Here is a 14,849-nt window from a genome sequence, read left to right on the forward strand (position 1 = left end):
TCTATAGAACTTAGGAATTCCCTCAATCTTCGAAGTTTATGACATTCAGATCATCGTTCAGTACAGCTATAGTAAGAGTACGAGAGGAGAGGTGTAGACAGGATGAAAGAGAAAACGAAAGAGAGTTTCGCGGGGTATTTGTTTATTCTACCGAATTTACTTGGGTTTATTACGTTTATTTTATTCCCGATGGTATTTAGTTTTATTCTCGTTTTTACAGAATGGGACTATATGAAGGGATTGAAGGGACTGGACTTTATCGGTCTTGAAAATATAACTAAATTGCTAGGGGATCATTATGTATGGAAAGCACTTCAGCATAATGTCGTGTTCTCCTTAGTGAGTGTTCCGATGGCAATGTTGATCGGACTACTGTTTGCTGCGATGCTGAATCAATTCGTGTTTATGAAAACAGCGATTCGGACCATGGTGTTCCTGCCTTATATGAGCAGCTTGGTGGCGATGGCTGTTGTTTGGCGGGTTATGTACAATCCGACGGAAGGTCCAATCAACGGCTTCCTTCATCAAATCGGAATCGCTAACCCGCCAGGCTGGTTGTCGAGCCCAGATTGGTCATTATTCGCCGTTATCATGATGACGATATGGACGTATGTCGGATATGCCATGATTATTTATATGGCCGGTATTCAAGGAATTTCTAAGGATATCTACGAAGCAGCGGATATTGACGGCGCAGGTAAACTTAGAAAATTCTTATCCATGACGGTACCACTTCTAAGACCGACGACATTCGTTATTGCGATTACGTTAGTCATTTCTTCCTTCCAAGTATTCGCCTCTGTACAGGTTATGAATAACGGAGGTCCAATGAAATCCTCTTCTGTATTGGCACTCTACATCTATCAACAAGCCTTTGAATTGCATGATATGAGCTATGCCGCCACCGTTTCTTGGTTGCTCTTTGCCTTCATCTTCCTTATTACGATGATCCAATGGCGGACACAGAAAAAATGGCAGGATCAATATTAAAGGAGCGGAACAACATGGAGCCTATAATCGTGAATAGCAAAGCGAACGCCAACCGTGTAGCACAGCGAAGAAACAAGGCTGGCACCATCGGCAAAATAATAGCAACCCTTCTCTTTTTTGCGCTCGGAATTGGGATGATTATGCCATTTATCTGGATGTTCTCAGCATCCTTCAAGAACAGTGCGGATTTGTTTGAGTATCCCATCCGATGGATTCCAAAAACATGGGATTTAAGCAATTATGAGAAGGTTTGGAACGGATCCATCACATTTTCTACCTTTTACTTCAACTCCATTAAGATTACAGCTTTCCAAGTCGTTGGTTCATTAATTACGAGCTCGCTGGCAGGGTATGCCTTTGCCAAACTGCGGTTCCCTGGAAAGAATACAATTTTCCTTCTCTATTTGGCCACTATGATTATTCCAGCACAAGTATTCTTCGTGCCGCGGTTCATTATGTTTGACAAACTGGGTCTGGTGAACACGCATCTCGCCATTATTTTACCAGGGATGTTCACGGTGCTCGGTACCTTTATCATGCGTCAGTTTTTCGGTACATTGCCATCCGAACTCATGGAAGCCGCGAAAGTGGACGGAGCCGGGTATTGGCGAACGTATTGGCAGATTGCGCTGCCACTTACCAAATCGGCCCTTGTAACCTTGTTGATTCTTACCTTTACATGGCATTGGAATGAATATGAGAATCCGCTTATCTTGCTAAGAAGTCGAGATTTATTTACGATTCCATTAGGCTTGACCAGCTTCTCTGATGAAAATGGAACCGATTATCCTGCGATTATGGCAGCGTCGGTATCGGCAATGATTCCGTTGGTAATCGTCGTAACGGTTTTCCAGAGATGGTTTGTACAAGGGATTGCGAATACGGGTCTTAAAGGGTAATAAGTTTGGCCTGTTAACATATCCGGCAAACATTATCAATCTGAGTGACATAGAAAAAGTACCGCAATCACTGTGGTACTTTTTCTATGGCTATTAGGAAGAGACTCTTGCAGGCTTAACTCCCTTAATGTGCTCTTTTCTTCAGTCCCTTCACATAAGTGATACTCCAGAATACCGCCACTCCAATAATGATAATGGTAACAATCGGGGCTATCACCAAGAATCGATCTGTCGGCAGGAAGAAAATAAAAAATATTTTCAAGGAAACCTCAAGCAGTAGAACGAAACCCCATACGGCAGTTAATTTAACGAACGTTCCGCGGACAGCTTTATTTGTTGTGTATCGTTGCTCTAAAGTAGGATCGTTCATAAATCGTTTCGCAAAATAGTAGAACAATGGTTTTTGAAATATAAGGGAAACGATGATATTCACTCCTGAAATATCCTAAGAATACATAAGAGTGTTATATTATAGTCAGACAAGCGAATAAATGCCGTTTGACATGAGAGGAGAAGGACAATTGGATTCACTTTGGTTAGAGTATGCATGGGCTTTACTAGTACTTATCGGATTGGAAGGTTTATTATCCGCGGATAATGCTCTTGTTTTGGCTGTAATCGCGAAGCATTTACCGGAAGAAGAGAAGAAGAAAGCCATCAACTATGGGATCATTATGGCGTTTGTTTTCCGCTTCGCTGCTTTGTTTGCGATTTCATTTATTGCGAACGTCTGGCAAATACAGGCGATTGGTGCTGCTTACCTCCTATATCTGGGGTTAAAGCACATCATCAAAGCGCGTTTCTTTAAGGAAAATGAGAACAATCGCGAGGACATGAAAAAAAATGCTGCTGGAAAAAGTTTTTGGCCAACCGTGGGGAAAATTGCTCTTGCGGATCTCGCATTTGCGATTGATTCCATTCTTGCCGCAGTAGCACTGGCACTTGGTCTCCCAGATTCACCGCTTGATGATTTCGGCGGTCTGGACGGAGGGAAATTCCTAGTCGTTGTGCTTGGCGGAATCGCAGGGCTCGTCCTGATTAAATTCGCAGCCACATGGTTTGTGAAGCTGCTTGCTGAGCGACCAGCGCTCGAGACCACGGCTTATGCGATTGTAGCCTGGGTCGGCGTGAAGCTGGCTGTAATAACCCTAGCCCATGAAGATATTGCTGTATTAAATCATCAGTTCCCGCATAGCACAGTTTGGACCCTTATCTTCTATGGTGTCTTGCTTGCGATAGCCATATTAGGGTGGTTTGCACCAGCAAGTAAAAAACATTCACAAGCGGATCAACTTTAGATGTTATATCAAAGCCATAATAGAGTTTACCAAGTGGAACGGAAACGGACTTGGTGAACTCTATTTTTTTGTGCATTTCATTTAGAGTTGAAGTGTAGCATATGTCATTTTAGGTTAGGTTAAAGAAGAATTGAATAATAAGGTAGTGGGTGATGCGAATTGAAAATAATCGGTGTGTTTTTGGTCGTGCTAACATGTAGTATTTTTTTTGTGATTCTTATGGATGTAGCCCTAGGTTTTAGCATCCATCGCTCGCTGAATAACATAGTGGAGCGGTTTCGGTTCTTTTCGCCGATTGAATACGGGCTTTTAATCATTTTGTTCTTGTTCTTGTTTGGCATTCCGATCAAAATGTTTACGAATAATGGCGATACATAGAATCAAAAAAGGAATCCCCGTTTGCATAGGGAATTGAAAATATTTCGTTACCACTTGCATGCCTTCTTCAATATGCTCGATATAGTTGGTCGCCATCATCACGGAGGATAAAAGGATGATGATACCGATGGGCAAAGCTAACTTCCCATAATTTTTTACATGAAATAATTCGGATGCTGCAAGGATTGCAGCAAGAAAAAAAGTGCCTATCTTGAAGAAACTAGTAACCACGAGCAGCAACACGACAAGAGAATCCAAACGCTGCATGAATTCGCCGATATTGATTTCGCCAATCGTTTCAATTAGCGGGAACACAGCGGTTTGTGTTTGAAAGACACCGAGTGTTGCTACGTTGAGAAGAGCAATAATGCTCAATAAAATTCCTGAGCATAGTATACTCACTAGCCCGACTTTAACAACGGCTTTGGCATTTTGCAAGAATGGTAAAAACATCGTAAAAGCAATCATTTCAGCGAATGGAAACGTATACACGAAAGGCACAGCTTGGATAATCGGTTGTATTCCATCATCAAAAACAGGTCTAAGATTATCTCTATCCATTTGTCCAGAAACGATTAATAGAAGGAATCCTAAGATGAAAACGAACATAAATAACCCAAAAAAGATTTCAGCAGCTCGTACATAAACTTCTACACCTTTACGGAGGCCATAGACAAGAGCAATGATCATAATGCCATTAATCATGAAGACAGGGGTTTGATCAAAGGAGATCGTAGAAGTTAATGTCCCGAAATCTAGCAAGTCTCTACCCGAAATATAAGTAAAGTAAATGAGATAAAAAAGACCAAGTGGCCAGCCGATGTACTTTCCAAGTATGATTTGCGTGTATTTTGTAAACGTGTGATTGGGGTATAAGCGAAACAACGGGAAGTAGATTAAAGCAAATGTACCTACTCCTGCAATCATAGCGATAAGAATGGCTAACCAGGCAGTTTGTTTGGCCTCTTCTCCAAGGTTCATGATAATGGCGTTACCGAGCTCAAATAACATGATCCATGCAAACAGTTGTCCATTATTGATTCTTTCTTTGAGCATTGGACTCCCCTTCTGGAAATATGGTTTCTTGTTTTAATTATTGCCCAAATAGTGAATTGTAAAAGCTGGTCTTTAAAAAGTCTAAAACCATCGAATGTGGTGATAATGAGAAATAAGTATGTTAATGAAATGAGAGGATGTCATGATGGACTTCTTTAAGAAACTAACGAAGAGCAGTTTTCGTCGTACTTCTTCCCAACAGATCATTTCGGGCATCGATTCTTCTTTAAACTTATTACACGTGAATCTGCAAGATAATATTCAAGAGGTTAAGAAAAAACTTGGCAACAGTTCAGATATCATTCTTAGAGAATTCACACTAGGCAGTGAAGAGAAGTTTAAAGTGTGCATTTTATTCACGGATGGGCTGACCGATACGATATCCGTCCAAAACTTCATCATGGATTCGTTATTACCAGAAATTCATCTAGAGCGAGGTACGACGTCACCCCCTCATGAAATTTGGTTAGAAAAGTTTAAAAATCAAATCCTTGCCGTAAGCGAAATCGAAGAAGTGGCTGATTTTAATTCCTTATTCAATTTATTATTATCTGGCGATGTCATTCTCTTGGTTGATGGCTATTCACAAGGTTTTGCTATCGGAATGCGTGGTTGGGTTGAACGGGGTGTAACGGAATCTAATAATGAAACGGTTATGCGAGGACCAAGAGAAGGGTTTTCGGAGAACCTTAGAACGAACACAGCGTTACTTCGCCGAAAAATCAAAGATCCTAATCTATGGTTGGAATCGAGAAAGATTGGGAGAGTTACACAAACGAATGTGGCCATCATGTATATCAAAGGAATTACAGATGATCATATTGTGGAAGAAGTCCGAAAACGGTTAGATGATATTGACATCGACAGTATTCTGGAAAGTGGATATATCGAAGAGTTGATTGAGGATAAAACGTTCACTCCTTTTCCTACTATTTATAGCTCAGAACGTCCTGATGTTATAGCTGCTGAAATGTTGGAAGGGAAAGTGGCTATTCTGGTAGATGGCACGCCTGTAGCCCTCGTCGTCCCTGCCTTATTTGCTTCCTTCTTACAAGCTGCGGAAGATTACTATCAGCGTTGGGATATCAGTACCTTACTTCGAATTTTACGTTACACGTCCTTTCTTATCGCGTTATTGGGCCCGTCTTTATACATTGCCATAACGACATTTCATCAGGAAATGCTACCCACTCAGCTTCTAGTTAGTTTAGCTGCTCAACGGGAGGGAGTTCCCTTTCCCGCATTTATCGAAGCTCTGATGATGGAATTGACATTCGAAGTCGTTCGTGAGGGCAGTTTGCGTATGCCCAAAGCTATTGTAAGTTCACTCACGATCGTAGGTTCGCTAGTTATGGGGACAGCAGCTGTAGAAGCTGGCATTGTATCGGCGGCGATGGTTATCGTGGTGTCGATCACTGCGATTGCAGGCTTCGTTGTTCCTGCCTTCACGCTTTCCACGTCAATTCGGATGCTTCGTTTCCCAATGATGGCTTTGGCTGCATCTTTTGGGTTATATGGGATTATCATTGGGGTTATTATTTTGGTGCTTCACTTGTGCAGCTTACGCTCATTTGGGGTGCCTTATATGAGCCCATTTGCGCCTTTTAATCTAAAGGGAAACAAGGATACGATCATGCGCGTACCTTTATGGGCACTTTTTTCTCGTCCACGTATCATAAATAAGTTAAACGTCGTGCGTGAACAGACGAACGCTCCTGCTCCACCGAAAAGGAATGAAACGGAGGGGTGACCTATGGTGAAGAGGATAGTCATACCCCTCTTTTTTATGGGTATATTTATGATGCTTACAGGCTGCTGGAATCGCAATGAACTAACGGATTTGGCTATTGTAGCGGGTATGTCCATTGATAAAAGCGGAGACCAACTCGAGGTGTCCATACAGGTCATTGAGCCCCAACAAGTGAATGCGAAAGGTACATCATCTCGAATTCCTGCCACGACTTATGTGAGTAAGGCGAATTCTATTTCAGAAGCGCTCAGAAAAATGACAACGATCTCCCCTAGAAAGCCATATATGTCTCATTTACGTATTTTATCAATCGGAGAGCCATTAGCACGAGAGGGAATCGCTGAAGCGTTAGATTATATATCTCGGAATCATGGGTTTAGGAATGATTTTTCGATTGTTATTGCCAAAGGAGGCAAAGGAGCAGATATCTTATCGATCTTGACAGCTCTGGAGCCGCTTCCAGCCAACAGTCTATTTGATACGTTGAAAGTATCCTCTAAAGAGTGGGCGCCAACAACCAGTATAGCGTTGGATAAGCTCATTACGGATATGGTTAGTGAAGGCAAGAATCCAGTCCTTTCTGGCGTGCAAACGATCGGTGATGAAGAGGATGGGAGGTCATTGAAAAACTTGGAGACGACAACCCCTCATGATATTGTCTTTTATAAGGGACTGGCCGTATTCAACAAAGATAAACTGATTGGGTGGTTAGACGAACAAGACAGCAAGGGATTCAACTATATTGTGGGTAATGTGAAGCGTACGATTGGGATTATCGGTTGTCCAAAAGGGGGATCTATCTCGTTTGAAGTCTTGCAAACCAAATCTAACGTGAAGGGCATCGTGGAAAACGGGAAGCCGCATATCGATATTAAACTGCTCGTCGAACAAAATATCGCAGAGGTCAAATGCCAAATTGACTTGACTCAATTACAAACGATCGATGAACTCCAGAAGATGTCGAGCGAGAAGTTAAAGGAGCTTTTGGAACATGCGATCCATGAGGTTCAAACAAGGTATAAATCGGATATTTTCGGGTTTGGTGAAGCTATTCACCGTGATGATCCGAAGGCGTGGAGGAACATAAAAAAAGATTGGCATGTGTTATTTCCCGAACTAACAGTAAATGTACAGGTTGATGCGAGAATACGACTAACTGGAACGATTTCCAATTCCCTTCTCGAAGAAATGAAGAAAAAGGAGTAATCTTCCATTGATTGTTGTAGCAGGAATCCTTATTGTTGTCACAATGATCATCGTAATAGATGCTGTTCCTTTGTGGAAGAGGAAAATGAACAGGGAGCTAGTCCTATTCTTCTTTCTACTCTTGGTGGGAACAGGGTTAAATTTGGCTCAAACCTTGCATATGGAAATTCCAAACCCAGTCGATTGGATAAAAGCATTTTACTTACCTGCTAGCGATTTCCTCATGCGTTTATTTAAGTAAATGCGCTACTGTTCTCATTTTTTAATGGGTTAGGAAGGGTAAAATGGATCCTACTTTCGTACAAATCAGTTCACGGCAGTTTATGGTTTTAGTCATATTTTATACAATGGGCTCTGCAATCGTCCTCATGCCAGGCGTGATTTCGCATGGAGCTGATCAAGATGCGTGGATTGCGGCCTTGATTGGGATGATCGCAGGAATCGTGCCTATCTGGATATATCTCTCACTTGGGGGCAGATTTCCTGGATTGACAATCGTGGAATACAACGAGCTTCTTTTGGGTAAATGGTTAGGGAAAACAGTATCCTTATTGTTCCTTGCCTTTTATCTCCTGTTTTCAGCTATTTTACTGCGGGAAATTGGAGATTTTGTTTCAACACAGACGTTAACGGAAACACCAATCATGGTCATTCACGCGATGTTTATGATCATGATCGTTACAGCTGCAAGACTAGGCATTGAGACTTTGGGACGTGCTGGGGAAGTCATGTTCCCTTTTGTTATGGTATTATTGCTCATTTTTTTTGGTTTTTTATTACCAGAAATTAAAGTTCAAAATATTCAACCTATCATGGCAACGGAAGCGAAACCCATCATTGAAAGTGCGATTCTCTTTGTGGTGGATCCATTTCTAGAATTAAGTGTCTTTCTGATGATTTTCCCTTATGTAAAGACGAAGAAATGGAAGAAGTCTTTTATATGGGGGGCATTGATTGGATCAGTAGTGCTCACAAGCATGATCTTATTTTCTATTTTGGTTCTTGGTGCCTATATCACTGTCATTCAGTTGTACCCAAGTTACGCACTAGCTAGGTACATTAGATTTGGCGGTTTTATTCAACGGATAGAAGAAGTTGTGTCGGGAATCTGGTATATTTCAATGTTCTTTAAGCTTACGCTTACGTTCTGTGCATCCACGCTTCTCATCAAACAGACCTTTCAATTAAGGGAATCCAAATTTCTGGTTTTTCCCTTAGCTGTTGTAATAGTCCCGCTTGCTCAGATCGTTAGTCCAAATCGGTCCTACTCACTAGATTTCGCTGAGGAATCGTGGACATTATTCACAGCGACGTTTGCGCTAGTCATTCCTGTTGTTTTGCTTCTATTAGCGAGTTGGAGGAAAGTTAGATTGCGAAGAAAGGCAAGTCATTAAAAAAGAAGAGTATCCCTTAGTGAGCCTCGTAAGAAATTGTAACTTAGAAAGAGAGCTTCAGCACTCTAAAGCAGTGTTGATAGCTCTCTTTTTCTCATATCAAGCCTATCAGCGAATTGTTTTGCGGTAATCTCCTGGGGTTAGCCCCTCATAGCGCTTAAAGAACCGAATGAAGCTGTTGACGTTGTTATAGCCGACATTCGTCGCAATTTCAAGAATCGTTTGCTCGGTTTCCTTCAGAAACACCTTGCTGACCTCGAGACGCTTCAGCGTTAGATATTCCAGCATGGTTTTGCCAACTTCCTGCTTAAACATGCGGCTGACGTAGGCATGATTCAAATTCACTTGCTCGGCGATCATTTCGACCGAGAGGTCTTGATTGTAATTCGCATCCATATAGGCGATGACGGTTTCGATGTGTGTATTCTTTTTGGGCTGTTGCTGCTCTAGTGCGTGATACATTTTTTGCACCATGCCGCAAATCCATTCATGGATTGCCTGTATCGTCTCTTTGGAGGCTAGTTCACGAAAAAGGTTATGGTTTTTGCCGAAAATCGTTTCGGTCTGCACGTTAAATTCCTGCATATTGCGTAAAATATCTTCCACGATCAAATTATACGTCCGGAAAATGACTTCCTCGCTCAACTTCGTGCGCGCCTTCATCTGTTGATACAATTCTTCAAGACTGCCAAGTGCCTCACTCAGCTGCCCGGCTTTTAAGAAGTTGTACATGTGATTGGTAAAATGCGGCGGCAAATAGAACTCGTCATCCACTTCCTTAATCAAATCCTCATAGGTGAGTACGGTATTGGTACCGACCATAATCTTGGAGCGAATGACCTCACACGCTTCTTTGTAGGAATAATGGGCGTCCAAAAGCTGTGGATAAGGACGTCCGATACCAATGGTAACGGAGATTTTCAGCAATTGGTAAATTACGTTCTTAATTTGCTCGCCTAGCGCTGCAAGCTCGTGTTTCATATGATCGGAGTCACCGCCAATATTGACCAGCAGTGCGAGCTGGTTCTCATCCGCTTCAGCAGCTAAAGCGATATGGCTGACGGTCGCAATTTCTTCGGCAATGTTCATCATGGCGTATTTATACAAGTTTTGGTCTGTAACGGAGTAACTGCCGACGAGCAGGCTGTAATCATCGATCTCAATTAGGAAAACGACGTACTGCGGATACGGAAATTGCAGATGCAGAAATTCCAATTTACCATTCATTTCGTGAATACTGCTGTATTTATGATTGATAAGGGCAAGCAGGAATCGTTCTCGTAATACAGGCAAATTCATATGAAACTGCTGCTCCCAAGCCTCATTTTTACGGAATACATGATCCAGAATATGAGAGATCGCTTCCAGTTCGTTCTTCTGCGGTCGAAGCGGATCTTTTGCTTCATTGCCGCTTTTATTATAAGGAAGCGTCTTTTTAATTAATAATTGAATCGGACTGATCATCTTTCTGGATATGAAATAGGATAGAATAAGTCCCATAGCAACTAAAATGATAAAAGCGGCCCAAGCGACAGTCCGAATATAGGACAGTTTGGAGAGTAAATACTGTAAGGGCGTTTCGGTGACAATGCTCCACTGATTATGCAGTGTTTTGACATATGTAATGAGATTTCGATCGCCATCTTGTTTCAAAATGCGGTACCCGATGCTGGCAGGAGCCTTGCTGCTCTCTTGGAATAAGGCTTGGACATGTTCCGGATTCAATGAAGCTGCAGCGGAGGTGGAGATGACGTTGCCCAGATGGTCCATAATGTAAGTAATGGTGTGCGGATTGCCTTCCATTTTCTGAAGCAGACTGCTTAGGACAGATTCATGAATATGCACTGCCAAGAGACCTTGAAATTCATTTCGTTGTACGGGCACCTTGACGACATAAGTCACAATTTTATCTAGATCAATACCGTTGCCGTGACGAGAGCTTAGCCAAAAACCCATTTCGTTCTTACCGAGATCCCCATCGATCCAAGTATCTTGTGTTGAATTCGTATATGTGCGCGTATAGCCGTCAGAGGCAATAATCAGATTAGCTTCTTTGGCATAAAAGTCGATCGACTGTATGGCTTGGTTAGCGGAAGCGGCGGTTTTTAGAATATCGCGAGTCTCATTCAAAAGGAACGGATTCGTCGAGTCGTTCAGAAAGCTGGTGATCCGACCGTCTAGTCCGATTCTAATGGCGATCGATTGGATTTCAGATATCGTATTCTCGATGGAAGCATTTTTTTGTTTGGACGCGTAGATGGTTGCCTGACTCAATTCGTTCTCCAGCGTGGATACAGTGAAATTATAGGATGCATAACTCAGTGCAATAAGTGGTAAGAGAATGACAATCAAGTAGGAAATGAAATATGTCCAGAACAGCTTCGGCAATTCTTGGAGCGACCTTTGTAGGTTTACGATAGAAACCAGAACAATCACCTGCTTCATAATAAGTACTCATATTATGCCATAAACGAGAGCCTTGAAGTCAAAAACAAACTGAATAACAGACCAAATGTCATGAATTTATGAGAGATGTCAAGACTTGATGATGCGCAAAGTCATGATTTATGTGTGTTTCTCTCGCATTGGAGATATACGGTCTACATGGGGACATCGATAATAAAGGTGTGAAGTTCACACAACAAATAAAGCTTCAACCAAAAGGGAGGAACTACAAGATGAAGATGAAAAAAGCGGCGTACTTAACATTATCGGCAGCTTTGCTGACCAGCGCACTTACTGCATGCGGCTCGAACACAGATACACCTAAAGAGGCAGGAGCAACAGCGAGTATAGGGAAGAGCAGCGAACCGTTTAAATTGACGTTTGCATCCTGGAGTATTAGTGAGGCGGCAACTAAAGGCGCATTAGAAGAAATGGTGAAAAATTACGAAGTGAGTAATCCGAACGTCAAAATTGAGTTTGTCGGCATTCCTTTTGCGGATATTAAACAGCAAACGTTCGTCATGGCTTCAACGGGGAATGCACCGGATATTATTCAAACGTTCCCAGCTTGGTTCGGTTCTTATGCAGCCTCGGATATTATTACGCCATTGGATGATCTCATGGGCAAATCATATGTAGATGATTTAATGCCAAGCTTTAAGGAAGATTTCTCTTATAATGGCAAACTGATGGGAGTACCTTGGGCGCCGACGCCATACATTCTCTACTATAATAAAGAGCTGTTCAAGAAAGCAGGCTTGCCGGATAAAGCACCTGCAACGGTGGACGAAATGCTGAAGGCGGCAAAGGCGATTTCAAATTTGAAAACAGACAGTGGTCAGAAGATTTATGGCTTCGGCGAGCCATCCGACAAGCTGGCGATTAACGGCGAGATCGCGATGCGGAACTTATACGGCTTTGGCGGATCTATTTTGGATACAAATGGCAAAGTAAACGCGAATACGCCAGAAATGGTGAGTACATTGAACTATTATAAAAGCTTGGTGAAAGACGGCATCGGTCCGTCTGGCGCGAAGCTGAAGGATCTTCGAAACCTTTTCTCCATCGGCCAATTAGGCATGTATGTTGACGGGAACTACGGAAAAGCGGTGTTCCGCAATTTGAGCGGTAAAGGCGCAGAGTTTGACAAAGTGTGGGGAGCGGCTCCGATTCCGGCAGGTGCAACAGGCAAGAGTGTGTCGATCGGAGAAGCGCACGGCCTTGTCATCTCGGCCGATTCCAAGCATAAACAAGCCGCTGCCGACTTCATTAAATATTTGACCGATAAAGAAGCGATCTCGATTTATCATACAAAGAATGACGTGATCTCCGCTCGCAAATCGCTCAGTTCGATGTTCACGGAAAGCGAATTCGATAAAGTACTGATGCAGCAAATGACTAACATTCAACCGCTGCCTAAGAATCACCCTGGTATGGAGCAAGCGTACATCGACATTGCCGATGCGCTGTTGAAAGTGTCGACGGATACCGCTACACCGGAGAAAGCTGCGCAAGAGCTTGACGCGAAGCTGAAAACATCCCTGAAATAACAACCATCATCTGGCAGGAGAGTTCCGCCCGGAACTCTCCCTTTAGAAGCGGATAGGAGTGAATCATACATGAGAGGAACAAGACTTTCCGAGCTGGCGAAGGACCGCCTTTTTTTACTCGCGCTGATTTTACCAGCACTGGCCATGCTGCTCTTTACGATTGGCATACCGATCGTAAAGTCCATTACAATGAGCTTTTTTAAAGTTTCATTGCTAAGCATGAAAAGTCAGCCGTGGAACAACTTTGCAAATTATAAGGAAATTTTGCAGGACGGTGAATTTTTCACTGCGCTTCGCGTCACCTTAACCTATGTCTTTTGTATCGTAGGTGTCCAGTTTGTACTAGGCATGGCATTGGCCCTGATCCTAAACAGCTCGATTCGCTTCAAGAAATTTTTTCGTACGATCATACTCATTCCTTGGATAGTACCGACCATTGTTTCCGCGCTGCTTTGGATGTGGCTGTTCCAGCCGCAATACGGCTTAATTAACTACGTACTTCAGCAGCTCCACATCATCGACAAGCCACAGGAATGGTTAACGAATATGGATCTCGCGCTTCCAGCGGTGATCGTGACGGCACTCTGGCGCCAGCTGCCATTCATGAGTACGATGCTGCTTGCAGGGATGCAAGGCATCTCCGAAGATATGTATGAGGCAGCGCGTATCGACGGCGCGAACCGCTGGCAGATTTTGACCAACATCACCCTTCCATTGCTCAAGAACAACATCAAGACGATTACGCTGATTTCGATAATTGAGAACTTCAAAATGTTCCCGCTCTTCTGGATCATGACAGGCGGCGGACCGCTAGACAAAACGACGACGTTGGCGATTTACAGTTATAAAGCGGCGTTTGTCCAGATGAACTTAGGAAAAGGTGCTGCAATTGGGGCATTATGGCTCATCATCATGGTCCTTATTTCAAGTCTTTATAACAAGCTCTTCGCTTTGGGAGAAGACACACCGGCATCTAGAAAGGAGAAGAGGCATGCAAAGATCGGCTCCGTCAAGCAAAAGCAAGCTACCTAATCTTGGGCAATATGCGGGTTTGCTCGTATTCATTCTCTTTCTCATCTTTCCGTTGTACTGGATGTTCGTCACTTCATTCAAAGATAATTCCGTGCTGTTTCAGATACCGCCGGAATGGATTCCGAAGAAGCCTGTTCTTGCGCATTATGTCAAGCTGTTCGCCGACAATTACTTTGTGATTTATTATCGTAATAGTTTGTTTGTCAGCGGCTGTACAACATTGATTACGTTGCTTGTGGCGATGTTTGCCGGATACGGCTTTTCCAGATTCCATTTTAAATTCAAAAACTTTCTGATGTTCGCTATTCTGTCGACGCAGATGCTGCCGGTCGTTTCACTGCTGATTGCGCTTTATGCCATGTACAAATCATACGGTCTGCTGAACACACATGCAGGCTTGGTCATTGCACTTACGACGGCATCCTTGCCATTCTCTATCTGGATGATCAAAGTGTTCTTCGACAACATCCCGCATTCGCTCGAAGAAGCCGCCAAAATCGACGGCTGCAGCCGGTTCGGTATTCTGTTTCGCATTATTTTTCCGCTTTCAAAGCCGGGGATCTTTTCCGTTGGGATTTATACGTTCATTCTTTCATGGGATGATTTGTTGTACTCCTTAACCCTCATTAATAAGGATAATTTGCGGACGCTGAACCCCGGCATTTCCATTCGGTACATGGGTGAAGTGGCGTATGACTGGGCAAATATTATGACGGTCTGTGTGACGGCAACGATTCCAATTGTCATTCTGTTTCTATTTTTCCAGAAGTATATGGTGGCTGGTTTAACAGCCGGTGCTGTAAAAGAATAGGAAGGCGTATAAAAGCAAGTTCAAACCCTTAAGTGAAGGT

Annotated in this window: 14 protein-coding genes; 11 read left to right on the top strand and 3 right to left on the bottom strand. The window is 42.9% G+C overall.

Translation table 11 applies throughout. The features are described 5' to 3' along the window. Positions 1-102 precede the first annotated feature (102 nt). Together HQN88_RS14200 and HQN88_RS14205 are read left to right on the top strand one after the other, a co-directional pair. Positions 103-990: a carbohydrate ABC transporter permease gene (locus tag HQN88_RS14200; RefSeq protein ID WP_173112811.1), complete on the top strand. Its 888-nt coding sequence runs from the start codon at positions 103-105 to the stop codon at positions 988-990. 14 nt (positions 991-1,004) lie between these two features. Then, positions 1,005-1,889: a carbohydrate ABC transporter permease gene (locus tag HQN88_RS14205; RefSeq protein WP_173112813.1), complete on the top strand. Its 885-nt coding sequence runs from the start codon at positions 1,005-1,007 to the stop codon at positions 1,887-1,889. A gap of 124 nt (positions 1,890-2,013) precedes the next feature. Here HQN88_RS14205 and HQN88_RS14210 read toward each other — a convergent pair whose 3' ends face one another. Further along, positions 2,014-2,322: a DUF3159 domain-containing protein gene (locus HQN88_RS14210; RefSeq protein ID WP_173112816.1), complete on the bottom strand. Its 309-nt coding sequence runs from the start codon at positions 2,320-2,322 to the stop codon at positions 2,014-2,016. A gap of 88 nt (positions 2,323-2,410) precedes the next feature. Between HQN88_RS14210 and HQN88_RS14215 the strand changes: the two genes are divergently transcribed. Together HQN88_RS14215 and HQN88_RS38750 are read left to right on the top strand one after the other, a co-directional pair. Continuing rightward, positions 2,411-3,187, top strand: coding sequence for a TerC family protein (locus tag HQN88_RS14215; protein WP_173112819.1), 777 nt, complete (start codon positions 2,411-2,413; stop codon positions 3,185-3,187). 219 nt (positions 3,188-3,406) lie between these two features. Next, positions 3,407-3,565, top strand: coding sequence for a YczF family membrane protein (locus tag HQN88_RS38750; RefSeq protein WP_476445351.1), 159 nt, complete (start codon positions 3,407-3,409; stop codon positions 3,563-3,565). Here HQN88_RS38750 and HQN88_RS14220 read toward each other — a convergent pair. Further along, positions 3,497-4,621, bottom strand: coding sequence for a GerAB/ArcD/ProY family transporter (locus HQN88_RS14220; RefSeq protein WP_173112822.1), 1,125 nt, complete (start codon positions 4,619-4,621; stop codon positions 3,497-3,499). The genes HQN88_RS38750 and HQN88_RS14220 overlap by 69 nt on opposite strands. Before the next feature lie 145 nt (positions 4,622-4,766). On the opposite strand from HQN88_RS14220, the gene HQN88_RS14225 reads away from it, so the two are divergent. From HQN88_RS14225 to HQN88_RS14240, 4 genes are read left to right on the top strand one after another with little or no spacing between them, the layout of a single operon-like run. Further along, positions 4,767-6,371: a spore germination protein gene (locus HQN88_RS14225; protein ID WP_173113122.1), complete on the top strand. Its 1,605-nt coding sequence runs from the start codon at positions 4,767-4,769 to the stop codon at positions 6,369-6,371. Positions 6,372-6,374: 3 nt separating this feature from the next. Continuing rightward, the gene (locus HQN88_RS14230) at positions 6,375-7,577 is read left to right on the top strand and encodes a Ger(x)C family spore germination protein (RefSeq protein ID WP_173112825.1); all 1,203 of its coding nucleotides are present in this window, start codon (positions 6,375-6,377) and stop codon (positions 7,575-7,577) included. Between the two features lie 7 nt (positions 7,578-7,584). After that, positions 7,585-7,818 carry a hypothetical protein gene (locus HQN88_RS14235; protein WP_173112828.1) on the top strand — a complete coding sequence of 78 codons (234 nt, stop codon included), beginning with the start codon at positions 7,585-7,587 and terminating at the stop codon, positions 7,816-7,818. A 43-nt stretch (positions 7,819-7,861) separates the two neighbouring features. After that, positions 7,862-8,971, top strand: coding sequence for a GerAB/ArcD/ProY family transporter (locus tag HQN88_RS14240; protein ID WP_173112831.1), 1,110 nt, complete (start codon positions 7,862-7,864; stop codon positions 8,969-8,971). A 108-nt stretch (positions 8,972-9,079) separates the two neighbouring features. Here the strand turns inward: HQN88_RS14240 and HQN88_RS14245 are convergent, their stop codons facing one another. After that, complete coding sequence (locus HQN88_RS14245; RefSeq protein WP_173112834.1) at positions 9,080-11,416, bottom strand: helix-turn-helix domain-containing protein; 2,337 nt, start codon at positions 11,414-11,416, stop codon at positions 9,080-9,082. Positions 11,417-11,649: 233 nt separating this feature from the next. Here HQN88_RS14245 and HQN88_RS14250 point away from each other — a divergent pair, with 233 nt between their 5' ends. The 3 genes from HQN88_RS14250 (at position 11,650) to HQN88_RS14260 (ending at position 14,809) form a co-directional block, all read left to right on the top strand. Then, a complete protein-coding gene (locus HQN88_RS14250; protein WP_173112837.1) occupies positions 11,650-12,966 on the top strand; it encodes an ABC transporter substrate-binding protein in 1,317 nt (438 codons plus the stop codon). Positions 12,967-13,035: 69 nt separating this feature from the next. Further along, the gene (locus HQN88_RS14255) at positions 13,036-13,998 is read left to right on the top strand and encodes a carbohydrate ABC transporter permease (RefSeq protein ID WP_173112840.1); all 963 of its coding nucleotides are present in this window, start codon (positions 13,036-13,038) and stop codon (positions 13,996-13,998) included. After that, positions 13,958-14,809: a carbohydrate ABC transporter permease gene (locus HQN88_RS14260; RefSeq protein ID WP_173112842.1), complete on the top strand. Its 852-nt coding sequence runs from the start codon at positions 13,958-13,960 to the stop codon at positions 14,807-14,809. The genes HQN88_RS14255 and HQN88_RS14260 overlap by 41 nt, the downstream gene beginning before the upstream one ends. Positions 14,810-14,849: the final 40 nt, after the last annotated feature.

The organism is Paenibacillus qinlingensis, from assembly GCF_013204845.1.
Taxonomy (GTDB): Bacteria; Bacillota; Bacilli; order Paenibacillales; family NBRC-103111; genus Paenibacillus_E; species Paenibacillus_E qinlingensis.